The organism is Thermococcus aegaeus (assembly GCF_055393685.1).
The window spans coordinates 1,143,379-1,166,471 of sequence record NZ_AP042464.1; the positions used below are offsets into that span (position 1 = coordinate 1,143,379).

Consider the following 23,093-nt stretch of genomic DNA (forward strand, 5'->3'; position numbering starts at 1 on the left):
AAGACTTGGGGATAAAAGAGAAAATACTTAAATTCATTGAAAGGCTTGGTGAAAAAACTATAGAGGTTAGTGAACGCCCTATTTCGAGAATTCCTAAAACACTGACGCTTCAAGAAAGACTTCAGCTTCTGAAAAAACTCCAAGAAGAAGTTTCTCAGGAGAGAGAGGAAAAATATGAAAAAGAACTTGAAGAGATTGTTGAATGGAGAAAAAGAGAGTTAGAGGAATCCTTCACTCACAGATTCTCGGAATTTATGCTCAGGCACTTTAGGGGCCCCGTTGAATCATTTACAAAGTCCTTAAAGGGACTTGACTATGATCTCGTGAGGGCAAACATTAAAATGAGCAAAGAGCAGTTCGTTGCATTGATGCTGGGTGTCTCCATTTTCACTGCAATTTTTGCTTTTTTAATGGGCGTTCTTCTCCTTATGCCTGTTGATATCTCCCTGATGCTTGGGATACTGGGCTTTATTGGCGGATTCCTTTATATGAGAAATTACCCAAGAATAGTCTGGCGGAGAAGAGTTGTGGAGGTAGAAAAAGCTCTCCCATACGTTTTGAGGCACATGGCATCGCTCTTAAGTGCTGGCGTTGGTATAGCCGAGGCAATGGTATCGGTTGCCAACGCTGATTATGGCCCCATATCTGAGGAATTTGATCTCATGATAAGAGACATGCATGGTGGTACATCCTTTGAGGATGCACTAATGAGGTTTGAGGAAAGAATGGCATCCGAAAACGTTAGCAGAGTTGTAAAGCAGATTCTTAGGGCCACAAAATTCGGTGGAAACTTGGCGGATATTCTTTACAAACTTGCCGAGGACTTTTCATTTGAATACAGAATGAAGCTCGTTGAGTACATCCAAAAAGTAAACGGTGTCGCCTTTGTCTATATGTTCATAACAATAATAATGCCCACTTTATTCGTTGTGGCAATACTGGCTGCTTCATTAATGACTAGAGCCTTAGTGATGCCTGTTCAAGGATTGGCTGTTATTCTGCTTTTTGGATTCCCAGCTATTTCAACACTCGTCGTGTTTATGATAAAACGTAGTGAGCCGAGGTGATTAAATTTGGCTGAAGTTAAATTCCTCCGACCTCTTGCAAAGGCCCTTGAGAGGCTACTCCCTCAAAGGTGGGTTAGGAGGTACGAGCTCTTCCTGTACTCAGCAGGAATATCATTTTTGGCGCTCGAATTTTTGCTGGTATCTTTGCTGCTGGCAGGGATAGTCGGGATAATAGTTTTCATACTGTCCCCAGTTAAGATCTATGCTATCCCGGTGTTCCTCGGTTTGTTTTTGGGGATTGCATGGGTTTACCCCTATTATCTGCTGACTAAGAAGGTAGAAGACATGGAGAAAAACCTGCCCGACGCTTTCTTCTATCTTGCAAGCTCTTTGAGAGCTGGAGTTTCTTTCTCTGAAGCTTTGGAGGAGGCTTCAACTGCAAGATTTGGGGCGCTAACAGAGGAATTCAAGAGAACCGTACAGGAAATAAAGAAGGGTAGAGCAACAATAGAAGCCCTGAGAGCCTTTGCAATAAGAAATAAAAGATCTTCGGTGATTTATCGCTCTACAATGATTATCTTGGAGGCTTATGAGAGAGGAGCTCCAATGGCCGATGTACTTGTGGCGGTTGCCAACGATGTCCGTGAAATACTAAGAATAAAAAAGGAGAGGAAAGCTTCAACCGGAATGCAGGCAATGTTCTTTATAATTGCAAGCGGTTTCATAGGCCCCTTCATTTTAGGGGTTGTCTCCCAAATCATGGGCGGTATGAATACTCCTGAAGTAGGGCTTAACCTGCCGTTAGAAGCGATAAAAAATGTTTCCCTTGCGTTCGTGGCAATACAAGCCATAGTTTCCGGGTTAGGAATTGGAATAATAAGAGAAGGAAAGTTCTCTGCAGGTTTCAAGTACAGCGCAATGCTGGCCATACTTGGAGTTGTGATATTCCTCGTGGCTACCAGGGTTCAGATATCAGGATTCATCTGATTCTGGTTTTGCCTTTTCTATATCCACTATTTCCACTTCAAATGTTAGCGTCTTGCCTGCTAATGGGTGGTTAAAGTCTAAAGTGACGTTCTCTTCGGTAACTGCAGTTATTCTCGCTATTCCACTATCGGTCATTATGTATGCTCCCTCTACAGGTTCTATGCCGGCCTTTTCAAACTCGCTTGTTGGAACATCAATTATCAAATCGTCCCTTGGCATCCCATACCCCTTTTCGGGAGGAATCACTACAGTTTTTTTCTCCCCAATTTCCATCCCTATAAGAGCTTCGTCCATTCCGGGGATAAGTTCACCAACACCGACATTAGCCCCAAGAGGGCCATATGTTCTATCTTCCACATAAATGCCTGCTTCTTTGGCGATATCCTCATAAGTTGTATCGAATATTTCTCCGTTTTCAAACCTTCCAATGTAGTTAAAAACCACAAAATCTCCTTTTTCAACTTTCATCCTTTTCACCAACTAAATTTCTTCAAGCTTAACTCCTCCACGAGCTTTATAACATTTTTGGTCAGCATTATACAAGTTTGTGAAAAGTATATATACCTCTTTGACCAAAAAATTAGTGGGTGATTCTGTATGGGAGAGTTTGCAGAGATGCTTAAAAGGGAATTTGGTGGGCTAGAAGCAAAAGAGATATACTCAACAAAACTCGGCAATAGGAGCGTTGAAATACTTGAGGTTGAAACAAAGGGATCGAGGTTTCTTGTGATGTTCCAAGACGAGCCTAAGAAGCATGACCTCCACAGATGGTCGTTAATAATAACCAGTGCAAACAACACCAGAACGATCCAAGGGATGGATAAGCTGGATACGTTAAAAATGAGAATCAAAGAAAATGTAAGGGCAATAATTGAGGGTCTTTAGCTACTCCTCAGGGAGAATGTAGTAGATGTAGTGTGGCCTGTTAGTAAACTCATCTATGTATACTACAACTCCATTTTTTGGGGGCTTTAGATAGTGTACCTCTCCTTTTTTGGTTGTTATTGCAGCAAAAGCATCACTTTTTCTTACCCTGTTTCCCACTCCAGCAATTATTGTGGAAACAAACCCCTCCACCGGGAGCAGTATGAGTTCGTCTCCTTTATACAACCTTATCTCGGTTCTCCTGTCAGGGAGAATTATTCTCGCATCACAGAGCATTTTATGCTCGTATTTGTCCACATAAAAGTGGAACCTATCGTAGATTTCTTTTCGCAAAAATTTTGCTTTTTTAACGTCTATAAACTCTGGAAGCTTTTGTCCTTTTTGTATTCTAACTTCTATGTTGTCCTGAATTATTATGCAGTCAACTTTTGCCTTCCCTTCTTCGAAGCATTCTTCAAACCCTGCCTCAACGAACAATTGCGGAAGTTTTTCCATACTCTCACCCAACTTTTTCCAAGTTGTAAAACTTTTTAAACCTATCTTTATATAATTCTATGTGATGGTAGATTATGAGGCGCAAACTGATGGCCCTATACTTGCTGTTAATCCTGCTAATGGGTGCAATAATAAGCTCTGAAGCTAAAATAGGTGAGATTAAGAAGGGCAACCAAGACTATTACCTAATAGGGCTTTTCTTTGCAATTTTGATAGTCCTCGGGGGCATAATATTGATTCAAATTTTTCTAACTGTTGGGGATCCTTTTGCAAAAAAAGGCCCGGAATACGGTGTAAACTGGGGAATCTTCCTTGCCATAATAGTGGGCTCCATCATACTTGCTCTCCCTATTCTCTACAAGGTTTACAAAACCCCTCTCCCAAACATGACGGTGAACCAGAGTGAAGGGATTTACCACGTTAATCAGAGTTATCACGTTAGCCTCTACGAAAGGTATTTCCAAAATCCCTTTGCAGGCTCTTCAGAAGGCACCGTTTACCTATATGCTTTCTTTGGAGTTCTTGTAATAACCCTGAGCTATGTGGCGGTGAAGTTTTATCTTGATTTGAGAGCAGCTAGGGAAAGGAGAAAACTTAAAGAGATTGTCGAACAATTTGATAAAAAATTGGAGGAAGAGGGCATAGATTTCCTAGGAGACCCAAACGAAATAGTGGTGAAGCTTTACAAAAATGCAGTAATCTGGCTTAGGCTTTTGGGCATTCCTTACAGAGAAAGCTGGACTCACTGGGAGCATGCAGAGAAAGTAAAATACAAACACGATGCGTATGTAAAGCTTGCAAGGCTTTTTGAAAAAGCGAAATATGCTCCGGAAAAAGTCACTATGGAAGATGCAAAGGAAGCCTATGACCTCTACATGAAAATTAAGGGGGATGTAAATGAAGTTAAGGCTTAATCTTGCCCTGATATTAACTGCCCCCTTCGTCTTAGTTGCCGTCTTTGCAGGTTCGTATTTGGTTAGGTGGATAGCCGTCTTAATAGCGGGAACAATACTTTTGGCTTTTATACTCGAAGAAGCAGAACTGCCTTATATTCCAAGAAGGAGAGAGCAGAAAAGGAGGAGAAAAGAGGACTTTGAAAGGCTTGCAGATGTTATAAAAATGGCAAAAAAGGGCAGTGTTGCTAAGCAGATAGTCCTCGATTCTCTCTTGGAGATATATGAAATAGTTGAAGAGGACAGAGAAAAGGCAAAAACAAAGGTTAAGGGACTTAAAATAACTGGCTCTGGGAACAAGTTCCTTGAAGATCTTGAAAAAGTTCTTGAAATTGTGGAGGCGGATGTTAATGAGAGTAGAGGAGGTTTATGAAAAAGGAAATGAGATTTTAAATGAAGTTGGGAAGGCAATAGTTGGGAAAAGAGAAGTCTTAAAGCTTATGCTTGCAACAATACTGGCCGATGGCCATATTCTCATCGAAGATCTCCCAGGATTGGCAAAGACATTAATGGCAAAAAGCTTTGCTTCGGCACTGGGAGTTAAGTTCAAAAGGGTTCAGTTTACACCTGATCTACTCCCCTCTGACATACTGGGGGTTAGTGTCTTCAATCAGAAAACCCTTGAATTTGAGTTTAAAAAGGGACCTGTGTTTACAAACATACTCCTTGCCGATGAGGTCAACAGAGCGCCCCCAAAGACTCAATCTGCCCTGCTTGAGGCAATGCAGGAGAGGCAAGTAACTATAGAGGGAAAAACCTACCAGCTTGAAAAGCCCTTTGTCGTAATAGCCACCCAAAACCCGATTGAGCAGGAGGGAACGTACCCCTTACCAGAAGCACAGCTCGACAGATTCCTTGTCAGGCTTAGAGTGGGTTATCCAACCAAAGAGGAAGAACTTGAAATCCTTAAGAGGAGAATAGAGAGGAAGAAAGAGGAAGTGGATATAAACCAAATAACTTCTGCTGAAGAAGTTATAGAGATGCAGAGAGCAGTTGAAGATGTATATGTAAGCGATGCCGTCCTTGAATACATTACGGAGATAGTAAGGGCAACTAGGGAAAATAAAAAGGAAATTGAAGTCGGGGCATCTCCCAGAGGGAGCTTAGCATTGCTCAAGCTTTCAAGGGCTTATGCTGCTCTGGAAGGGAGAGATTATGTTATCCCGGATGACGTGAAGAGAGTTGCCGTACCTGCACTAAGCCATAGGCTCATACTAAAGAGGGAGCTTTGGTATACGAGGGTCAGTCAGGAGATGGTAATGGAGAGAATGCTTGAAAAAATACCCGTTCCAAAGTTTGAGTGATAGCTATGAAGGAATTCTATCCGACTGGAAAAGCCCTTCAGCTTCTTCTTGTCCTATGGATGGGGGTACTTATAGCTTTTTTCACCCTCCGCTGGGATATGGTGTACCTAGTCCTTCCGATACTTTGGCTGTTTTTCATAGCGGTTGCGTTTTTTAAACCAAGGCTTGACGTGGAGATTAAGAGAACCCTTCCTCACGACAGAATTCTCGAAGGAGAAACCGTAGAAGTGAAGCTAACCGTAAAGTCCAACGAAAGAATTCCAAGCTTAAAGCTTGTAGACGGCACACCAGAGGAACTTGAGATTATTGAAGGTAAGAATGAGTTTTTACTTTCCCTGAAAAAAGACGAAGTGAAAGAACTTTCGTACAAGATTAGGGTGCGCAGAGGAGTTCATGAGTTTAACTGGATATCCTTAAGCTATCAGGACCCCTTTGGGTTTTTCAAACGGGACAAGGTGGTCGAGCTGTACGACGAACTTATTGGTGTTCCGCTCATAGAGGACGTTATAACTCCGTACTCCACAAAGGGTACAAAAATAACGGTTGGTCCCTTGCCATCCCCGAGAATAGGTGAAGGAGTAGAATTTCATGCTATAAGAGAATATCAGCCGGGAGATCCCTTCAAGATAATAAACTGGAAAGCAACGGCAAAGATGGGCAAGATAATGAGCAACGAGTACGAAAGCGAGAGAAAAGTTGATGTTGTGATAATAGTGGATGCAGGCTATCTAGGGGCTAGAGTTATGGACTACTCTGTGAGAGCTGCTGCTTCTCTTATGCTTGACTGCCTTAAAAATGGAACGAGCTTTGGTCTTTTGCTTTCAGAGAGTGTTCCTCTATGGGCTAGAGTGGATTATGGGAAGAGACATTTCTTTAGATGTGTGGACATTCTAAGCACTGCTAGGCCGGATAAAAACAATCTAATTGCCTATCAGGTCGAACATCTTATAAGGACGCGCTTTCCTGCAAATGCTCAAATAATCTACATCTCCCCTCTTGTTAGCGAAGAGAGCAGAAAAGCCCTTGAGATAATTTATCAGTACGGATACAAGATAATAGTGATCTCCCCGGATCCGTATTCGGCTATCAAGCCAAGAAGCAAAGAGGAGGAACTGGCAGTTAAGATACTGGATCTCAAAAGGAAAGCCTACTTAAGGAAGCTTTCTGCCTATGCCATGATAATAGACTGGGATACCAGAAAGCCACTTAGAAGTGCCATTGCAGAGGTGATTAAGTTATGAGAATAAAGTTCTCACCGATACCGCTTGTGATCCTGTTCTTCATCTTATTGGGATATAGGCAACTCCTTCCGGTCTTGGCACTTGCTCCCCTGGCATTTCTCTCATATTTCTTTGGCACGCTGTTTCTAATAGCTGTTATAGGTTTTCTAGTGTATTACAAGATAGGAGGTGCCTTGGGAGTTCTAATAGTGGCTTTGGCCTTAATCTTCATTGAATCCGCTTACTTAGATAGGGAAAAAGCCCCTAGGGAGCATTATCTAATCTTGACCATAGCTTCCCTTCTGGCTGTTCCTACCTATGCTCTCATAATGGGACTCTCTTTGCTCATGCCTAAATTTGAGGTTACTGCAGTTGCCGTTCTTATCCTCATTGCCCTCTATGTATTCTCAAGGATAGTCACAAGTGATTAGATGCTCCAGCTTCCTTTTTTCTTCAACACCTCTCTTGCCCTTACCAACCCCTGCTTTATGCACTCCTCGAGCTCTTTTCCTCTTGCATAATAAGCTAGAAAACCACCGGCAAAAGCGTCTCCGGCTCCGGTTGGGTCTACGATTTCCTTTATTGGAAGGGCTTCAAACTTTTTGAAATCTTCTCCGTTATAAAGCAGGACCCCCTTTTCTCCCATGGTTACCACGACGATCTTAGCCCCCCATTCGTGAAGCTTTTGGGTTGCGTTTTTAATGTCATCTTCTCCTGTTATTGTTATCGCTTCCCTTTCGTTTGGAAAAACTATCTCAACCTTTGACACTATTTCCTTCATGAGGTCTCTTCTTGTTTTGTATTCTTTCATGTAGGTTGGATTAAAATCTATGGTGATTCTTTTGCCTTTTAGCCTCTCTATCGCCTTTAGCTGCTCTTCCGGTGGTATTGGAGAGATGTGAAAGATTTTTGCGTTTAGGTACTCTTCTGGAATCTCTGTCTCGCCCATGGCTTTGGCAACGCCCATATCCACCGGTGCATCGACGCTCCCGTCTTCGTGATAGATCATGTAGATGTGCATGGTTTTTCCTTCGAGAACGTGAACTCCCCTAATGTCTAGGATTCTTTCAAGACTTTTCAGCCACTCCTTGGGAAAATCTTTGCCCACTTTTGTTATCAGTCCCACTTTTGCTCCACTTAAAGCAGCGGAAGTAGCTACAGCGGCAGCTGCTCCACCTGGGAGGATTATCTCTTTCTTATCGGGGAAGATTATGTGATCAATTGCAACATGGCCCAAAACTACCAGATCCATAGCAAAGCCCCCTTTGAGCTAATTATGGTAGTTTATTAAGGTTGCTCAAAAGCTCCGTTTTATATACCCTCTTGAACCCTTCATATACTTTTGATGCCAGAGTTTAAGGGCCTCTTCTTCTGACATTTCACTTAAATAGAGTGCATCTTCTAATTTTTCTTGCTTTCTACGTGAGGTAAAGCCAATTTCTCTTGCAAACTTCTGTACATGGTCTAGCCGGGATATCCAAAGAAGGTACATGTCGACATTATATTTGTACTCTATGTTCCGAATTACAATGTGACTGCCTTTTTTATGAGTTTGAGTGACGCTTGTGAAAATTTCAAATTTCTTTGAAAGCAGATTGCTAGTAAACTCAAGAAGCTCTAAATCGGAGTTTGCCAGCGCTACTTGGACTCTAAACTTCTTTTTAGCGCTAATTACTGGAAATCCTTCACTATCAAAAAGTCCCTGTAGAAATTCTCTTGGATATTCCCATGCAACATTGAGTAGTTGGGTTCGGGAACCTTTTAAAAATTGGAAGAGCATCTTATTGCTTCCTTCTGCATACCATCTGTCTACACGTGTGGAATCGTGTTCAAGCCCAAAGGTAGTTTTGATACCTAGACTCTCCAATGCATTTTTGAATCTCTCTACAAATTCTCTATCAATTGCTTTCAACTTTATTATATACCCTCCATTTTTCAGTTTGGTCGTGCTCCCATCACCAAGAAACACTCCTATTACATAGGCCAAACTTGGTGAAGGTTCAAGGGAGATTTCCTTTATTTTGTTGAATGGATTGTGCGTTCCCTTGCACCAACGCATCACTGTTGGCCTAGAAACTTTAACATTGAACTCCTTTCCAAGAATCAGGGCTATTTTAGAATAGCTAATTCCCCGTCCTCTCAGCTCTTTTGCCCGTTGGATTATTTTATGCAACTCCATAACATTTAGTTCCTTCAAACTTCTCATAGTAAACATAACAAAAGGACATATTTTAAACTTTTTGTCAAAATTAAACCGTTTAAACAACTTCAATGAATTTTGAGTTTTTCTTACTAAGAAATGCACAAATCTAACCATCAATGTACAAAAATGAGCTGGTAGCGGGGCGAGGATTTGAACCTCGGACCTCCGGGTTATGAGCCCGGCGGGCACTCCTAGCTGCCCCACCCCGCTGCTCGACCCGTTACTTATTAATAAGAAATCGATTTATAAAGTTTGCGGTGTCTCTTTTCCCCTTTAAAATGCCTAATGCTCTATTAAAAGTATCTAAAAGCATCTCTAACTTTTTGGCGGCTTATTTGAATTTAACCCCCATCCCACCATGCCGGATTCAACTGCCAAGGTTTCCCATGTCATGAAAAAGCCCTTAAACTTACCCTCCAATTCTATCTTGGTGATGGGATGTACCTTACAAAAGAGGAAGAACTAATACTGGCGGGAGAATACGGCTATGCATTGCAAAAAGCCATGGAGATACTCGTGGCTCTGGGAGAGATATATAACGCAGATAGGCTAATTCCAATAAAAAGTGCCCAAGTGGCGGGGGTTTCCTACAAAAACATCGGAGATGCTGGAATAGAGTTCCTGAGGGATTTCGTTAATTCTGGAGCAAAGGTTAGCGTTTATACTACCCTCAATCCGGCAGGAATTGGAGATGAGTTCTTTATGGAAAGACAGGAGGAAATTCTCGAGCTTTATAAGGCAATGGGGATAGAGATTACCTCCACGTGCACCCCTTACTACGGGGCAAACCTTCCAAAGTTTGGCGATCACATAGCATGGAGCGAGAGCTCTGCAGTTATTTTTGCGAATTCCATAATAGGAGCGAGAACAAACAGAGAGGGCGGACCTTCAAGTCTGGCAGCGGCAATAGTGGGTAAGACACCCAATTATGGGCTTCACCTTGAAGAAAATAGAAAAGCAACAGTTCTCATCGAGGTGAATGCAAAGCTTAGGGACTTTGCAGACTACAGCTTTTTGGGTTACTACCTTGGTAGGACCTTGAAGAACGACATACCTTATTTTAAAAACATCAAACCGGAGAAGTTGGATTACCTCAAAGAGCTCGGAGCTTCGATGGCCGCAACCGGTTCAATAGCCCTATATCACGTAGAGGGCGAAACTCCTGAATACAGATACGCCATAGAGGATAGGCTTGAGAGGATTGAGATAGATGGGAGAGAGCTGAAAGAGATTAAGGAGAAATTCAACGCAGGGTGGAGCGAGGTAGAGGCAATAGTAATAGGCTGTCCCCATGCTTCGATTCAGGAGGTAAAAGAGATCGCTGAGATTTTAAAGATGAGAGAGAAGCCTCTAAAAGTTCCACTTTTGATAACCGCAAGCAGGGCTGTGAAGGCTCTCTCGGATGCTTTGGGATACAGCGAGATTATAGAGCGTTACAATGGAAAAATAATAGCCGACAGCTGTTTGATAGTCTCTCCGGTTGAGAAATGGTATGAAGGAATAGCCACAAACAGCGGAAAAGCAAGCTTTTATTTCTCCTCCGCTGGACTGAAAGTGAGGCTGGACAACACTGAGAGGCTACTTCTCGAGGCTCCGTGAGGTGAGAAGATGAGGCTTAAGGGGAGAAAAATCACTAAGGGAAAAGCAAAAGGAGTTGCTTTGGTCTCTAAAAAGCCGCTCTCCTTTTTAGGTGGCGTTGACCCAGAAACGGGGGTGGTGAAAGACATTGAAAGCGACATCAAGGGGGAGAGCATAAAGGACAAAATCCTTGTATTTCCAAGGGGCAAGGGCTCGACAGTGGGGTCATACGTTATCTACCAGCTGAAGAAAAACGGTGTTGCGCCGAAGGCGATAGTAGTTGAAGAAGCCGAAACGATTGTAGCTACGGGTGCAATCATAGCCGAAATCCCTATGGTGGATAAAGTTGATATAAGCAAGATCAAGAACGGCCAGATCGTTGAAGTCGATGCAGATAAGGGAGAAGTAATTATAGAAGAATAGTTTTTAAGCTTCCTTCCTTATTCTTTTTAGTGGTGGCGAAAAATGGCAAAGGGTATTTACGAGTGCATTAGCTGTGGTCATAGAGAAGTTAGAGAGTCTAATGCAGCCTTACTGGAAAATTCATGCCCAAAGTGCGGCTCCGATATGGTTCTTGTTGGCTTTGAGATTGAGCCCGTTGAGGAAACCCCTAATGAGCAGCTCATGGAAAAGCTTAGCGAATTCTATTCCCTCGGTGAAATGCAGACTAAAGGGGACGTTATTGCATTCGAGGTTCTGGAGATAAAGGAGACCAACTTTGAGAGGGTTCTTAAGGAACTCGAAGAACTCGGCTACTGGGGAGCGTTGAAGAAGAGGGAAGGGAAGATAGTTCTTTTTGTTTTTCCCGCACAGCCAGTTAAAGAAGAAAACCCCCTTATAGGGATAGGGCTCTTCATTGCCACGGTTTTGAGCACCCTTTTTGCAGGCTACTGGCTTTCAAGCTCGTATATATCTTTTCTCGACCAATACAACATTCCAGGAATACGGAACATCTACCTCAACGCTCTTGCATTTTCAATAAGCGTTCTTGCCATCTTGGGAACGCATGAGATGGGGCATAAGATTGCCGCAACCCTTCACGGTGTAAAGTCAACTTTTCCCTACTTCATACCCTTTCCGAACATCCTGGGAACTCTTGGAGCTGTTATAAGGGTTAAATCCCCAATCCCCACGAGAAACGCTGCCATAGACCTCGGCTCAAGCGGGCCAATAGCAGGCTTTATCGTGGCAATTCCAGTGCTGCTTATAGGGTTAAGGCTTTCTCCAACTTTGCCGATTTCTGCAGCTCAAATGGAAGGCGGAATAGCCTTTGGTCAAAGTTTGATAATGCTCCTCCTTGAGAGATACGTCTTTAGAATTCCCGAAGATTATGTGATCTATCTTCACCCGGTTGCGATAGCTGGATGGGTTGGAATCTTAGTGACATTCTTAAACCTAATTCCAGCCGCCCAGCTCGACGGTGGGCACATAGCGAGGGCTTTCCTTGGAGAAAAGCTCCACTCGATTTTAACCTTTGGTCTGGGCTTGGCGATGATTGGACTAAGTGTTCTCTGGGCAGGATGGCTCATCTGGGGATTCATAATTCTGCTCATGGGAAGGATCGGCAACCCCGGAGCTTTGGATGAAGTGAGTCCAATTTCACCAAAGAGAATAGCTCTGGCTTTGGTTGTTCTGCTTATATTCATTCTCTCGGCAACTCCAGTGCCGATAAGTGTTGTCCAGTGAGTTTTCCGTTTTCTGACTCCTCCAAAAATATTTTTACTTTTTTCTCTGAAAGCCTCGCCCTAAGGGTTAGGGGAGGCAAACTCTTAAATACTGGGACGGCCAATATGGAAGCTACCTCCTTTTAAGTCAGAAGAAGAAACTAAGAAGATTTTAAAGTTGCTTTATGCAATTGAATTATTCAAAGAAGGTGTTGTTTATATAGAAAAAGCGACAGAAATTGCTGGAGTGCCGTACCAAGATTTTATAACGGAGCTGAAAAAATGGAAAATCCCTGCATTCCCCTACAGCGATGAGGAAGCTTTGGAGGAATTGGGATTATGAAAGAGATTCTGGGTTCAGAATTTCTGGAGGTGTTGTTTCCAAGGTTTTAGAAACCCTCTAACCCCTCTCCCTCATTATCTGCTCTATGTCGTTGTATATAGCGTCTCTCGAAACGTTGAAGAGCCTCGCTATTTCGGATATGTTCAGCGCTTTGGGATTCCAGCCGAAGAGTTCTAAAGCCTTTCTCAGTATCGCCCTCCTCTCCTCAATGCCGAGGTTTTCAAAACTTACGCTCTCTCTCGGGATGTTTATCACCGCTATCCCTACGGCGTATTTTCTTCTCGTTACGGGCATGGTGTAGGTTCCAAAGGTGAAGTCAACTATCTCGGCATTCTTTATTTGATTCCGCATCTTTTCCTGGAGCTTCTCTAGAACGTCTTTGCCAGAGGTGTACTCTGCGATTATCATTTTTTCCACAATTTCTGAGGGGTTTATTGAGATTGCAAGCCTTACTGTCATGAACGCTCCAAAGGAGAGCTCTATTTTGGCTTTCTCGATTTTACCCGGGAGCTTTTCAAGGGCTTTCGCTTTTTCCTTCAGCTCCCTCAAGCAGCCCTCAACGCTTGCAGCTTCACATTCGATGAAGAACAACATTTAAACCACCGCAATTTTGAGGGGGTTCATCCATATAATTGAGCAAAAAGATATTTATTTTTTGCTGTGATAGCGGAAAAGGAGGGAGATACATGGCAAAGAAGGGACAGGGCGCATTGGAGTATCTCTTTATGATTGCAGTAGCTTTGCTTGTCATATTCTTAGCGGTTAAATACCTAGGAAGCACCGGGAATCAGGTTTCCTCACAATCCGAGCTAGCTGCTCTGCAAAGCCAAGCAGAACTTGTGAGGTCTCAGCTGAAGGCTCAAGATCTCTGGAACGATGACTACTGCATTTACATACTCTCCCCGTCATACTCCCAGAGCAAGATTGGCTCTAAGTATGGAATAAGCCTTAAGAAACCGGGAGAATGCAAAAAAACGGGGGATGTGGCGTACTACCTTGACTACAGCGGGGCAACTTATAGAGAGGAGGTATCCCAGCTTTATGGGAATGAGACGTATAAGCTAAAAACTCTCAGCGAGCTCTATGACATGTGCATGGGTGGGGATGAAAAGGCGTGCAAGCTCATCATTACCCTGAAGGAGTCGAAGTGGAAGGAGCCATCTTGATGTTCCTTGGAGTGCTGATTTCCCCCAATTTTTGCTCAGCTTAGTCAATTTTGAGGTAATCGTAGGCATAATTGAGGGGAAAGTTATTTATATCTCTTTGGTGTAATATATGTTTGAAATTTCCATAATGGAGGTGTTGGTGAAATGATAAATTTGAGGAAGTTGTTTAGGAGGAAGAAGGGTCAGGGTGCGCTGGAGTACCTCTTCATGATCGCAGCAGCGCTGATAATTATCTTTGTTGTGGTTAGGTATATAAGCGGCTCAACACAGCAGGCAAGCCAGCAGGGAGACATCGCTTCACTCCAAAGCCAAGCAGAATTGGCCAGAACAACCTTGCAGGGGAAAGGCTACTGGGACAACACGTATACAGTTGAGATATCCTCTAATGGTACTGTTCTCCAGATTAAGGATGGTACCACGGTAATAGCAACAGACAGTAACTTGGAATATAGTTCGGAATACTTGTCGGGAACTAACTTTGTAAGTGATATACCGACCGACAAAACTCTTAAGAGCATATATGATGCTTGTATGGATGATAACGTGAAAGCTGCATGTTACGTCTTAATAGACCTTCAAGATGCTACTAAGGGCTCATAGTTTATTTAAATTGGGCAAAAAGATAAAAAAAGCATGTTAAATCTTAATAGACCTTCAAGAGGCCCATAAGTGATTAATTTGCAATTTTTATTTCTCTTTTTCCAAATTCAAAAAAGGGGATTCCTAATGAAAAAAGCTCAGGCATCTCTCGAATATTCAACAATGGTTGCTCTTGCACTTATTGCGGTTCTGCTTACTGTATTAATGATCTCCTCTAAAGCCAGTGAAGTCAGCGAGCAGACAAAAAATCTCCCCTACCAGAGCAACGCTGAAAACCTGGTAAACCACTTAAAAGCCCAAAACCAATGGGACTCCCTCAAAACCAAAACCATCTCGTGCTCAAACTCTCAATGCTCCTTCAACGGAGAGACAAAAACCATCGACGACTCCGCCTTTACATACTCGGATACGCTTGAAAACGCTTACAACAAGTGCATCTACGAAAACGATCTCGACTCTTGCAAGGCTATAGTTTACGCGCTGGGCGATTAAATAGATGCTCCAAAAACTTTTTTCAGCTTGTATATAACTTCTTTGAACTGTTTGTCTTCTAATATGCCTTGCTTAACTGTTCTTCTTTTGGGGAGTGTTTGTGAGTTTTAGTGAGTCTAATCCCCACCAACCAATTACAAACGCCGATGATGAGTGAACGTCCAGACCCAATCCCCGAGCCAACTCTCGCCCCAACTTTGAAGAACCAGCGGGATTAACCAGATAAACCTCAAAACCCCTTTTCAACGCCATAACAACACCGTGCTCAAGCAACTCCTTCTTGGCAAAATTCACCGCCTTCCGATTTCCCCTCCTTGAAGCCGTCACCTTTCCGTTTCTCCTTTTAATCCTTTCCAAATCCTCGAAAAACACGACCCCAACACCGTGATAAAATGCATAATCCAGCAAGCGAGCGAGGGCCTTCACCCTTAAATCCCTCGCCTTCTTTTTTGAAAACCCCGAAGAATTGACCTCAGGAAAGTGCTCAATCCTAACGTCCCGAATAATACCGTCCTCATCGAGAATAACCATATTCACCCTGTCAGAGTTCAAATCAAACCCAGCATAAAGTCTCCCATTAATCGTCTTCCCAAAGTGCTTGAGGTAAACCTCAAACGGCACTTGAACGTGCAGGTAAACCTTTCCATTCCTCAGGACAACCTGAGCACCGTATTTGAACTTCTGAGCATCGAAAATAACGGGAAGAAATTTTTCGGCGGTTTTCAGTTTAAAATTCAGCCATTCACCGTTTGAACGGATTTTAACGGTCAATCCACCAATTCTCACGTTTCTGTTCCCCTTCTCATTCTCCTTTGGCTTGCTGATGAGAAATTTTGATTTTAAGTGAATGTGCCTTGGATTCCCGCCGTTTTGCTCTGCGCCTCTGCGGAGCATTTTCGCATAATCCCACGCACTATCGGAATACCACCAGTTGTTGAGAACCAATCGGGAAACTTCCTTCACTCCCTCAGCCTTCCTGACTCCTCTGAGCTGGAGTCTTATCGCCAGTTCAACGGCCCTTTTGAACTTTTCTGTCAGGAGTGTGAGTTTTAGGTAGTCTTCTTGCCTTTCTGGTTCGAGCATTGTTTTGATTGTAATGTAGTTCACTTCTGTTTTTCGGAGTTTTTGTGTTTTTCGAGCCATAGCTCGATTGCCTCCGTTATTGCCCTTCCGAGAGCTCCTTTTTTAACCCCATAAACGTCGAGGATTTTCTTTCGGAACTTGACTTCTAACTCGTCAGGAATTTTCACGGTTATGACGCCCATTGTGTTCACCAAAATACTTAAATACTTGTTTACTTAAATAGTTTTTGGTAATGAAGCCAGTCCAGTGAAGTCAGTGAGCGAGGCGAGGTGGAGGGCTGGTTGAGCCCTGTGGGTGTTCGGGCGACCCGTCCTGCCGTAGTGTGTTGAAAGAGAAGGAGAGCAGGCGAGGGCGGTCTAAGTCTGGGCACCCGCAGAACCTCGGGGAATGAATCTCCATGTGAACTCACAAAAACTCACGTGGAGAAGACCCCGATTCTTTTCATGATCGGCATCTTATTAATCGGGAAAATCACATACTGTTTATGGGTTTGTTAAAATATCTCCTTTGTCTTTTCAACTATCTCTTTTGTGACCTCTGGTTTCAGCTTCCCGATAAACTTGCAGTTGTTGAGTTTATCTTTTGATATGGAGAAGAGCTTGTAAGGTCTGATTATGCTTATGTTTCTTAGAACCCTACTAACGTTTGGATCGAGGTCATTGTTTGTTATTATTCTAACCTTGCTTCTTATCTCAGGAGGAAGTTTTAGAATTCTCTCATATTCAAATCTGGAGATTTGACAGATCACAACATCAAGAGCACTATTATTAATTTCATCACTAGATACAATGAGAACAGGTCTTATTTTAGATGTTAATTCCCCTTGATCATCAAAATATGGGAAGGGGGCTATCCAAATTTCACCCTGCTTTGTCATATTTGAGCCTCCAGTTCAGCTGAGCAGTTCTTCGAGGAAATAATCATCAATAGTTGTTGGCGTTGGGTGCACTTCTTTTATTTTCCTTGCGACTAGTTTGAAGTCTTCTTTGATCTCTGAAAGATCTTTACCCTCAGCCATGATTTTTGCAATGCGAAGTGGCAAGAGTACAAAGTATGGAAGTAGTTTCCCCATAATTTCAATATCCTTTGTTTCAAGTATAATACCTAATAGATTTGATTCCAAGAAGAAGAATTTGTCTACTATTTCAAATTTTTCGATGTCTTCGGCTTTTATTTCTCCTTTTAGGGCGTTTTCCCATAGGTTTTTTGTGTCGTTATCAATTTTTTGTTTTACCTCTATAAAGTACGGGGTTAATATGTTGAGAAGTTTTTCTTCGAGTTCATCGGGGGTTAGTTGTTCGTTTTCAGCGGCATCGATCATTCTCAAGATATCTTCCTTGAATTCTGTTCCAATTGTTTTGTATATCTCTTCCATGGCTTGTTCATATGCCTCCTCGGAGGGAGTGGAGGGGGTTATATCCACTAGTCTTTTAAATAACGTGTCTCCTTTCTCTTCTAGGTGCTTCTTAAATTCACTGAAGTAATCTTCTAATGTTTTAATCTCTTCCTCGCCAAATAACGGTAATAAACGCAAAAGTGGCTCCCACATAGGAGGAGCGTATCTAACAGGAGTACTCATAAATTATCACCATATTAATCTTCTGTATTTATCTCTGACCTTCTTCCCACTGTGAACGGCGAGGGTTCGGGTTAACCCCTCGCCAACGAGCGGTTCGGTTTACGGGCTCACAACCTACTCCCGTCGCCAGTTTCGGTTCAGCCCGAGGGCACGGTCTTGTGCCCGTTACCCCTACCGGCAAAGTCGGATTGGGGTTATCGCTTAATGCCACTCCTCAGAGTTTCCAACCGCTCAAGGGCGGTTTTCAAAGGACGCCTAACAGCGTCAACCACTCCAGAGCAGAGTGGTAAGTGAAACCCCTTTACGGGATTGTCCTTGAGTGGCCTCTTCGAGGCCCTAATAAGTTGCAAAAACTTAAAAGGGTTTCGGCGGTTTAAGGCATACTGTCAGGATAATTTTGGCATCACCTCCTGAAGGGCGAGGCTTTCAGAAGAAAAAAGTAACACAGATACTTTAAATACGTTGTGTCCCACAGTGTCTTTGAATTTTTGCGTCTTAATAAACTTTTTCTATATCTAACTCCTCTGCTTGTCTTGACAGTGTCTGTAGTCTTGATTTAGCCTCCTAGCTTAGGATTTTCAATGCTTTCATAAACAAGCAACAGTTGTATAATCCAAATTATATATAATCACAATTAGTCGAAACATATTTATATCTTTGGATCAATTAAGGGATGGTGGTGGCATGGAGTTCATAGACAGAGAGAAAGAAATGACCATTCTTCAGAGAGAATGGGAAAATACTCCCTCTTTTGTAGTCCTCTATGGAAAGCGGAGAGTAGGCAAGACAAGGCTCCTGCAGGAATTTGCTAAGAACAAAAACTCATTCTTCTTCACGTTTCCAGAGACGGTTAAGGAGCTTCAGATGGAAGAGTTCAAACGTGAGCTGGCGAAGTTTTTCGACGATAGATGGGTTGAGAGGCTTGAGCTTAACGATTGGAAGGAGCTGTTCTCGTACATGTCTGACAAAATTAACAAGAAGACCTTAATAGTCCTTGACGAGTTTACATACGGGATAAAAGCTGATAAGAAGATAATAAGCGACCTCCAGAGGGTCTGGGATCACGAGCTTAGTGGGAAGGATGTTATGCTTGTTATATCCGGCTCTCTCCTTGGAATGATGTGGGACGATGTATTGAGCTATGCCTCGCCTCTCTACGGAAGGAGAACAAGGGATATTCATCTAAGGGAGCTCAACTATCAAAATGCTCTAAAGTTCTTTAAGGATAAAGATTACGGGCTCGGAGTTTACATGCTGGTTGGGGGAACTCCGACTTATCTCAACATTGCCAGAAGGTACAAAACGATTGAAAGCCTTGTAAATGAGGAGTTTTTGAACGATGGGGGCTTTTTCTATAATGAGCCGTACATCCTTTTATCCCAAGAGCTTAGGGAGCTTAAAATGTATTTTTCAATATTAAATGCGATCTCCAATGGAAACACACGGCTTGAAGAAATCGCCAATTTTATAGGAAAGCCTGCGAGAAGCGTTTACCCCTACATGGAGAACCTAATACGCTTAGGCTTTATCGAGAAAGAAGTTCCTGTGCTGGGGAAGAAAAAGACCAGCTTATACAAGATTAGGGACAGTCTCCTCTTCTCGTGGTTCACCTTGGTTTATCCAAATCGGGATAAAATACCGCTTGGCATTGAAGTTAGCAGGGATGCCCTTACGTATATATTTTCAAGGAAATTCGAAGAAGTTGCAAAGGAGTTTTTAGTTTTAAAGAGACCTTTTGATTTTAGTGAGATTGGCAGGTGGTGGTTCAAAGGGGAGGAAATAGACATAGTTGCAGCTGGAAAAGATCGGATCTATCTCTTTGAGGTTAAGTGGAGCGACCTTAATGAAAAGAAAGCTCGCTCTGTGCTGAAGTCTCTAAGAAGAAAAGCAGAGATGATCGACTTTGATGGAGAGCTTTTCTACGGCATAATAGCGAGATCGGTTGAGGACAAAAGTGATCTCAGAAGGGAAGGCTTCTACGCCTTTGACCTAGAGGATATCTTGGCGCTTTAGCGTTTTCATCTAAGCGGACGAGGAAAGGGTGAACTTCCAAGCTACTCCTTCTCGCATTCGCAGGGATTCTTCCCGCAGTAAGGGCAAACCCCGGGGTATTTCTTCTTTGCAGCCTCTTCTACATCAACTCCGACTATGTTGGCTAAGCTAACCAACCAGGCTAAAACATCGGCAAACTCCTCTTCCATAGCCTCCTTGTTCCCTTTCCTTAAAGCCTCTGCTAGCTCGCCAACCTCCTCACTAAACCAGAGGAAGGTCTTTTCCAAGCCCCTCTTCTCATCCCTGTGGAAGTAAAGCTGTCTGATCAGCTCTTGGAACTCCCTTATGTGCATGTTCTCACCTCTCGAGATGGCTCGGCTTTAATTCTCATCATCCATCAGCGCAATTCGCTTTCCTCATTGCCTGAGTTTTAATTCTCGGGAGCTTTTTAAACCTTAGCCAAAACCCATTTAAGGTTGAAAGTAGAAAATAGCTTAGGGATGGATTATGGGATTATTCTCCTTCGGCTCAAAAAAGAATAAGGTCATAAAGATGCTTTCGGAGGGAGATCTTGAGGGAATCCTCCTCTCTGCAGCGAAAGATCCTAAATATGTAGATTCCATAATAGAGCTCCTCAACGAGGAAAATCCGGGGATAAGGGGAGATGCCCTTCTGCTCATTGGAGAGCTGACCGTCAGGCATAAAGATCTTATAATGCCCTATGTTGAGGAAGGGCTTCCCATAACTGTGCTTTCACTCATAAACGATCCTGATCCTTATGTTAAGGAAAACGCCATGCAGACTTTCGAGTTAATGCTGAGATACTTCCCATGGGTTGGAGAGAAGTTCAAGAATGAGATAGTTTCCTTACTGCTCGAGATCCTCCAAGTGGGTGATAAAAACAGGAAGGCCTTTGCAATTCTAATGTTCGGAAGGCTTAAAGTGAAAGAGGCCCTTCCAGTAATAGAGGAGTTCAGAACCATCAGTGATACCGTAATTCTGCCTCTAGAAGGCATTAAATGGGTACCTCTTGGAGAGATAGCCGAGAAAGTTATAAAAGAACTTGGGGGTGATGTGAATGATTAACATCCTAATATTCATAATACTCTTAATAATTGCCGCGTTTATAGTGGTCAAGCTGACCTTTGCGGTGCTTAGGTGGATGGCAGTAAACGCTATAATCGGGCTAATCCTGGTGGGAATCCTGAACTATCTTGGAGTTACCCACATAGAGCTCAACCTCATAAACTTCCTTATAATAGCCGTGGGTGGGATTTTGGGAGTTTTTCTTTTGGCTTTTCTGTCCTTCCTTTAGTCTTTTCCAAACCTTTATAAAGTCGAATTTTTAAAGGTGGTTGGGAGAGAGAAAATAAGTTGTTAGAGGTGATGTTCATGTCTCACAAATCAGCAGAGATGTATGAGCTCAAAAAGAAGGTAGAGGAGCTGAAAAAGATTCGAGGTCGAGGGACCGAGCTTGTCTCACTCTACATTCCGGCGGGATACGATATAAATAAGGTTATGCAGCAGCTTAGAGAAGAATACGGCACAGCCCAAAACATTAAATCAAAGACAACTCGAAAGAACGTCCTTGGGGCATTGGAGAGGGCAATGCAGCACCTTAAGCTTTACAAGCAAACCCCAGAGACGGGCTTGGCTTTGTTTGTCGGAAACGTCAGCGAACAGGAGGGAGTAACGGATATACAGCTTTTCGCCATAATCCCTCCAGAACCATTAAACGTGAGGCTCTATCGATGTGACCAAACCTTTGTAACCGAGCCCCTTGAAGAGATGCTTAGAGTTAAAGATGCTTATGGTTTAATAACGGTCGAGAAGAACGAAGCAACGATAGGTCTTTTGAGGGGGAAAAAGATAGAGGTCATTGAAGAGCTCACTTCCAACGTTCCCGGAAAGACAAGGGCTGGTGGTCAGTCAGCGAGAAGATATGAGAGAATTAGGGAGCAGGAGACACATGAGTTCATGAAGAGGATTGGAGAGCATGCGACAAAGGTTTTTCTGCCCCTTCTTGAAAAGGGCGAGCTGAAGGGAATTATTGTTGGTGGCCCTGGACCGACCAAGGAGGAATTCGTTGAAGGCGACTACCTCCACCACGAGCTAAAGAAGAAGATCATTGGAGTAGTGGACATAAGCTATCACGGAGAATATGGCTTAAGGGAGCTTGTTGAAAAGGCAAGCGACATATTAAAGGAGCATGAGGCAATTAGAGAGAGGAAGCTCGTGCAAGAGTTCTTCAGACATCTGGTTAAAGATACTGGCCTGATAACATATGGGGAAAAGGAAGTAAGAAAAGCCCTGGAGCTCGGGGCTGTCGATGTTCTTTTAATAAGTGAGGGTTACGATAGGGTTCGCGTTAGGGCGAAGTGCAACCACTGCGGCTGGGAAGAGCTCAAGACCATGACCGAGAGTGAATACGAGATTTACAAGAAGAACCTTAAGACATGTCCCAAATGCGGAAGTCAAAACATAAGCTTTGAAAAGTGGGATGTTGCAGAGGAGCTAATAAAAATGGCGGAAGAGAGCGGGGCAGATGTTGAAGTGATCTCCCTTGACACCGAAGATGGTCAGCAGTTCTACAGGGCATTTGGAGGGCTAGGGGCAATCTTAAGGTACAAGATCCAGTGAAGACAGGAGTTCTTTTATCTTTCCTCTAACCTCTTCTCCGTCCATCGTGTATGGCGGTCTCAGGATGGGTTTTATGGAAAAACCCCTTATGCTCATTGCTATCTTTATTGCAGAGCCGAAGGAGGATGCGAGGTCATAAACCTTTGAAAGTTTGGCGAGCTTTCTGGCATATTCCATAGCCTTTTCAAAGTTCTTTTCTTCAAAGGCCTTGTACAGCTCGAGGTGAAGCTCTGGGGCAAAGTTCGCACATGCCATTATGCCTCCATCTCCACCGAGGATTAGTGTGTTGAGGAAGTGCTGATCTAAGCCTGTAAAAACTTTAAAGTCCTTTCTCTCTCCTTTAACCTCAACTATGACGTCTCTAACGTGGTTTATGCTGTCTATGGTTTCCTTTATGCCGGCTATATTTGAATACTCCAGGGCGAGCCTTTTGATAAGCGAGACACTTAGAGGGTTTGCACAGCTCGGGATGTTGTAGAGAATTATAGGGATGTCCGTTTTCTCCGCTATTATGGAATAATGGTTGAAAAGTGCCTCATCGCTGAGGGGACAGTAATAAGGAGCCGCTAAGACTGCATAATCAGCCCCAATATCTTGGGCATGCTTCGTTAGCTCAACCACTTCAAAAGTGTTTGTTGAAGCCGTTCCCACCAAATAGAAGGTTGAGGTAACCATTTCTCTACCTTTCTCTGCAAGAAGCTTTCTTTCCTCAAACGTGAGGCTCGTGAATTCTCCAGTTGTTGCGTTGATAAAAATTCCATGGACTCCCGCTTTTTGAAGATAGTTTATATGCTCTTCCAATGCCTGAGCGTCTATGGAATAATCTTCTTTGAAAGGTGTTACGAGGGGGACTATTACTCCTCTCATTGAACCACCGAGATAAATAGACCTCAGAATATTTT

Annotated in this window: 30 protein-coding genes and 1 tRNA gene; 19 read left to right on the forward strand and 12 right to left on the reverse strand. The window is 43.1% G+C overall.

What is annotated here, in order from left to right; all coding sequences use genetic code 11:
* Nucleotides 1–5 precede the first annotated feature (5 nt).
* Complete coding sequence (locus ACZ5NL_RS06155; protein ID WP_252744133.1) at nt 6–1,067, forward strand: type II secretion system F family protein; 1,062 nt, start codon at nt 6–8, stop codon at nt 1,065–1,067.
* Nucleotides 1,068–1,073: 6 nt separating this feature from the next.
* Entirely contained in the window at nt 1,074–1,994 is a 921-nt protein-coding gene (locus ACZ5NL_RS06160; RefSeq protein WP_464841380.1) for a type II secretion system F family protein, read from the forward strand.
* Here ACZ5NL_RS06160 and ACZ5NL_RS06165 read toward each other — a convergent pair.
* Nucleotides 1,980–2,462, reverse strand: coding sequence for an FKBP-type peptidyl-prolyl cis-trans isomerase (locus ACZ5NL_RS06165; protein ID WP_464841382.1), 483 nt, complete (start codon nt 2,460–2,462; stop codon nt 1,980–1,982). The two genes, ACZ5NL_RS06160 and ACZ5NL_RS06165, sit on opposite strands and share 15 nt — an antisense overlap.
* 129 nt (nt 2,463–2,591) lie before the next feature.
* Between ACZ5NL_RS06165 and ACZ5NL_RS06170 the strand changes: the two genes are divergently transcribed.
* A complete protein-coding gene (locus ACZ5NL_RS06170) occupies nt 2,592–2,879 on the forward strand; it encodes a hypothetical protein (protein WP_464841383.1) in 288 nt (95 codons plus the stop codon).
* Here ACZ5NL_RS06170 and ACZ5NL_RS06175 read toward each other — a convergent pair whose 3' ends face one another.
* A complete protein-coding gene (locus ACZ5NL_RS06175) occupies nt 2,880–3,374 on the reverse strand; it encodes a DUF2118 domain-containing protein (RefSeq protein WP_464841385.1) in 495 nt (164 codons plus the stop codon).
* Between the two features lie 74 nt (nt 3,375–3,448).
* Here ACZ5NL_RS06175 and ACZ5NL_RS06180 point away from each other — a divergent pair, with 74 nt between their 5' ends.
* Genes ACZ5NL_RS06180 through ACZ5NL_RS06200 form a run of 5 tightly spaced genes read left to right on the forward strand, consistent with a single transcriptional unit; the run spans nt 3,449 to nt 7,282 of the window.
* Nucleotides 3,449–4,288, forward strand: a complete 840-nt coding sequence (locus tag ACZ5NL_RS06180) for a DUF4129 domain-containing protein (protein WP_464841386.1) — start codon at nt 3,449–3,451, stop codon at nt 4,286–4,288.
* Entirely contained in the window at nt 4,272–4,700 is a 429-nt protein-coding gene (locus ACZ5NL_RS06185; protein WP_464841388.1) for a hypothetical protein, read from the forward strand. Before ACZ5NL_RS06180 ends, ACZ5NL_RS06185 begins: the two co-directional genes overlap by 17 nt.
* A complete protein-coding gene (locus ACZ5NL_RS06190) occupies nt 4,678–5,631 on the forward strand; it encodes an AAA family ATPase (protein WP_464841389.1) in 954 nt (317 codons plus the stop codon). The genes ACZ5NL_RS06185 and ACZ5NL_RS06190 overlap by 23 nt, the downstream gene beginning before the upstream one ends.
* A gap of 5 nt (nt 5,632–5,636) precedes the next feature.
* On the forward strand, nt 5,637–6,872 hold the full coding sequence (locus ACZ5NL_RS06195) for a DUF58 domain-containing protein (protein WP_464841391.1): 1,236 nt from the start codon (nt 5,637–5,639) through the stop codon (nt 6,870–6,872).
* Nucleotides 6,869–7,282: a hypothetical protein gene (locus tag ACZ5NL_RS06200; RefSeq protein WP_464841393.1), complete on the forward strand. Its 414-nt coding sequence runs from the start codon at nt 6,869–6,871 to the stop codon at nt 7,280–7,282. The genes ACZ5NL_RS06195 and ACZ5NL_RS06200 overlap by 4 nt, the downstream gene beginning before the upstream one ends.
* On the opposite strand, the gene ACZ5NL_RS06205 is transcribed toward ACZ5NL_RS06200, so the two are convergent.
* The 3 genes from ACZ5NL_RS06205 to ACZ5NL_RS06215 all read right to left on the reverse strand — a co-directional run bounded on the left by ACZ5NL_RS06205 (nt 7,279) and on the right by ACZ5NL_RS06215 (nt 9,264).
* Entirely contained in the window at nt 7,279–8,103 is an 825-nt protein-coding gene (locus tag ACZ5NL_RS06205) for a carbohydrate kinase family protein (RefSeq protein ID WP_464841394.1), read from the reverse strand. The two genes, ACZ5NL_RS06200 and ACZ5NL_RS06205, sit on opposite strands and share 4 nt — an antisense overlap.
* A 45-nt stretch (nt 8,104–8,148) precedes the next feature.
* A complete protein-coding gene (locus ACZ5NL_RS06210) occupies nt 8,149–9,057 on the reverse strand; it encodes an LAGLIDADG family homing endonuclease (RefSeq protein ID WP_464841396.1) in 909 nt (302 codons plus the stop codon).
* A 129-nt stretch (nt 9,058–9,186) separates the two neighbouring features.
* A tRNA-Met gene (locus ACZ5NL_RS06215) sits at nt 9,187–9,264 on the reverse strand.
* Between the two features lie 228 nt (nt 9,265–9,492).
* Between ACZ5NL_RS06215 and ACZ5NL_RS06220 the strand changes: the two genes are divergently transcribed.
* The 4 genes from ACZ5NL_RS06220 (at nt 9,493) to ACZ5NL_RS06235 (ending at nt 12,639) form a co-directional block, all read left to right on the forward strand.
* The gene (locus tag ACZ5NL_RS06220; protein ID WP_464841398.1) at nt 9,493–10,653 is read left to right on the forward strand and encodes an aconitase X catalytic domain-containing protein; all 1,161 of its coding nucleotides are present in this window, start codon (nt 9,493–9,495) and stop codon (nt 10,651–10,653) included.
* A gap of 9 nt (nt 10,654–10,662) precedes the next feature.
* The gene (locus ACZ5NL_RS06225; protein WP_464841400.1) at nt 10,663–11,055 is read left to right on the forward strand and encodes a DUF126 domain-containing protein; all 393 of its coding nucleotides are present in this window, start codon (nt 10,663–10,665) and stop codon (nt 11,053–11,055) included.
* Nucleotides 11,056–11,097: 42 nt separating this feature from the next.
* Entirely contained in the window at nt 11,098–12,318 is a 1,221-nt protein-coding gene (locus tag ACZ5NL_RS06230) for a site-2 protease family protein (protein ID WP_464841401.1), read from the forward strand.
* Nucleotides 12,319–12,474: 156 nt separating this feature from the next.
* Nucleotides 12,475–12,639, forward strand: coding sequence for a UPF0175 family protein (locus ACZ5NL_RS06235; protein ID WP_464841402.1), 165 nt, complete (start codon nt 12,475–12,477; stop codon nt 12,637–12,639).
* Between the two features lie 57 nt (nt 12,640–12,696).
* On the opposite strand, the gene ACZ5NL_RS06240 is transcribed toward ACZ5NL_RS06235, so the two are convergent.
* Nucleotides 12,697–13,233: a hypothetical protein gene (locus ACZ5NL_RS06240; RefSeq protein WP_464841404.1), complete on the reverse strand. Its 537-nt coding sequence runs from the start codon at nt 13,231–13,233 to the stop codon at nt 12,697–12,699.
* A 92-nt stretch (nt 13,234–13,325) separates the two neighbouring features.
* Here ACZ5NL_RS06240 and ACZ5NL_RS06245 point away from each other — a divergent pair, with 92 nt between their 5' ends.
* The 3 genes from ACZ5NL_RS06245 to ACZ5NL_RS06255 all read left to right on the forward strand — a co-directional run bounded on the left by ACZ5NL_RS06245 (nt 13,326) and on the right by ACZ5NL_RS06255 (nt 14,897).
* Nucleotides 13,326–13,805: a class III signal peptide-containing protein gene (locus ACZ5NL_RS06245; protein WP_464841406.1), complete on the forward strand. Its 480-nt coding sequence runs from the start codon at nt 13,326–13,328 to the stop codon at nt 13,803–13,805.
* 144 nt (nt 13,806–13,949) lie between these two features.
* Nucleotides 13,950–14,405, forward strand: coding sequence for a class III signal peptide-containing protein (locus ACZ5NL_RS06250; RefSeq protein WP_464841407.1), 456 nt, complete (start codon nt 13,950–13,952; stop codon nt 14,403–14,405).
* 126 nt (nt 14,406–14,531) lie between these two features.
* Nucleotides 14,532–14,897: a hypothetical protein gene (locus tag ACZ5NL_RS06255; RefSeq protein ID WP_464841408.1), complete on the forward strand. Its 366-nt coding sequence runs from the start codon at nt 14,532–14,534 to the stop codon at nt 14,895–14,897.
* A gap of 72 nt (nt 14,898–14,969) precedes the next feature.
* On the opposite strand, the gene ACZ5NL_RS06260 is transcribed toward ACZ5NL_RS06255, so the two are convergent.
* The 4 genes from ACZ5NL_RS06260 to ACZ5NL_RS06275 form a co-directional block, all read right to left on the reverse strand.
* The gene (locus ACZ5NL_RS06260) at nt 14,970–16,040 is read right to left on the reverse strand and encodes a transposase (protein ID WP_464841409.1); all 1,071 of its coding nucleotides are present in this window, start codon (nt 16,038–16,040) and stop codon (nt 14,970–14,972) included.
* The gene (locus ACZ5NL_RS06265; protein WP_464843535.1) at nt 16,001–16,171 is read right to left on the reverse strand and encodes a hypothetical protein; all 171 of its coding nucleotides are present in this window, start codon (nt 16,169–16,171) and stop codon (nt 16,001–16,003) included. Before ACZ5NL_RS06265 ends, ACZ5NL_RS06260 begins: the two co-directional genes overlap by 40 nt.
* 302 nt (nt 16,172–16,473) lie before the next feature.
* Nucleotides 16,474–16,857 carry a type II toxin-antitoxin system PemK/MazF family toxin gene (locus ACZ5NL_RS06270; RefSeq protein WP_464841411.1) on the reverse strand — a complete coding sequence of 128 codons (384 nt, stop codon included), beginning with the start codon at nt 16,855–16,857 and terminating at the stop codon, nt 16,474–16,476.
* 15 nt (nt 16,858–16,872) lie between these two features.
* A complete protein-coding gene (locus ACZ5NL_RS06275) occupies nt 16,873–17,559 on the reverse strand; it encodes a hypothetical protein (RefSeq protein WP_464841413.1) in 687 nt (228 codons plus the stop codon).
* 684 nt (nt 17,560–18,243) lie between these two features.
* On the opposite strand from ACZ5NL_RS06275, the gene ACZ5NL_RS06280 reads away from it, so the two are divergent.
* Complete coding sequence (locus tag ACZ5NL_RS06280; protein WP_464841415.1) at nt 18,244–19,572, forward strand: ATP-binding protein; 1,329 nt, start codon at nt 18,244–18,246, stop codon at nt 19,570–19,572.
* 41 nt (nt 19,573–19,613) lie between these two features.
* On the opposite strand, the gene ACZ5NL_RS06285 is transcribed toward ACZ5NL_RS06280, so the two are convergent.
* A complete protein-coding gene (locus tag ACZ5NL_RS06285) occupies nt 19,614–19,904 on the reverse strand; it encodes a MazG nucleotide pyrophosphohydrolase domain-containing protein (RefSeq protein WP_464841417.1) in 291 nt (96 codons plus the stop codon).
* 199 nt (nt 19,905–20,103) lie between these two features.
* Between ACZ5NL_RS06285 and ACZ5NL_RS06290 the strand changes: the two genes are divergently transcribed.
* The 3 genes from ACZ5NL_RS06290 to prf1 all read left to right on the forward strand — a co-directional run bounded on the left by ACZ5NL_RS06290 (nt 20,104) and on the right by prf1 (nt 22,191).
* Nucleotides 20,104–20,637, forward strand: coding sequence for a HEAT repeat domain-containing protein (locus tag ACZ5NL_RS06290; RefSeq protein WP_464841419.1), 534 nt, complete (start codon nt 20,104–20,106; stop codon nt 20,635–20,637).
* Nucleotides 20,630–20,866 carry a hypothetical protein gene (locus tag ACZ5NL_RS06295; protein WP_464841421.1) on the forward strand — a complete coding sequence of 79 codons (237 nt, stop codon included), beginning with the start codon at nt 20,630–20,632 and terminating at the stop codon, nt 20,864–20,866. Before ACZ5NL_RS06290 ends, ACZ5NL_RS06295 begins: the two co-directional genes overlap by 8 nt.
* 77 nt (nt 20,867–20,943) lie before the next feature.
* Nucleotides 20,944–22,191: a peptide chain release factor aRF-1 gene (gene prf1 / locus ACZ5NL_RS06300; protein WP_464841423.1), complete on the forward strand. Its 1,248-nt coding sequence runs from the start codon at nt 20,944–20,946 to the stop codon at nt 22,189–22,191.
* Here prf1 and ACZ5NL_RS06305 read toward each other — a convergent pair.
* The gene (locus ACZ5NL_RS06305; protein ID WP_464841425.1) at nt 22,171–23,058 is read right to left on the reverse strand and encodes a dihydrodipicolinate synthase family protein; all 888 of its coding nucleotides are present in this window, start codon (nt 23,056–23,058) and stop codon (nt 22,171–22,173) included. The two genes, prf1 and ACZ5NL_RS06305, sit on opposite strands and share 21 nt — an antisense overlap.
* Nucleotides 23,059–23,093: the final 35 nt, after the last annotated feature.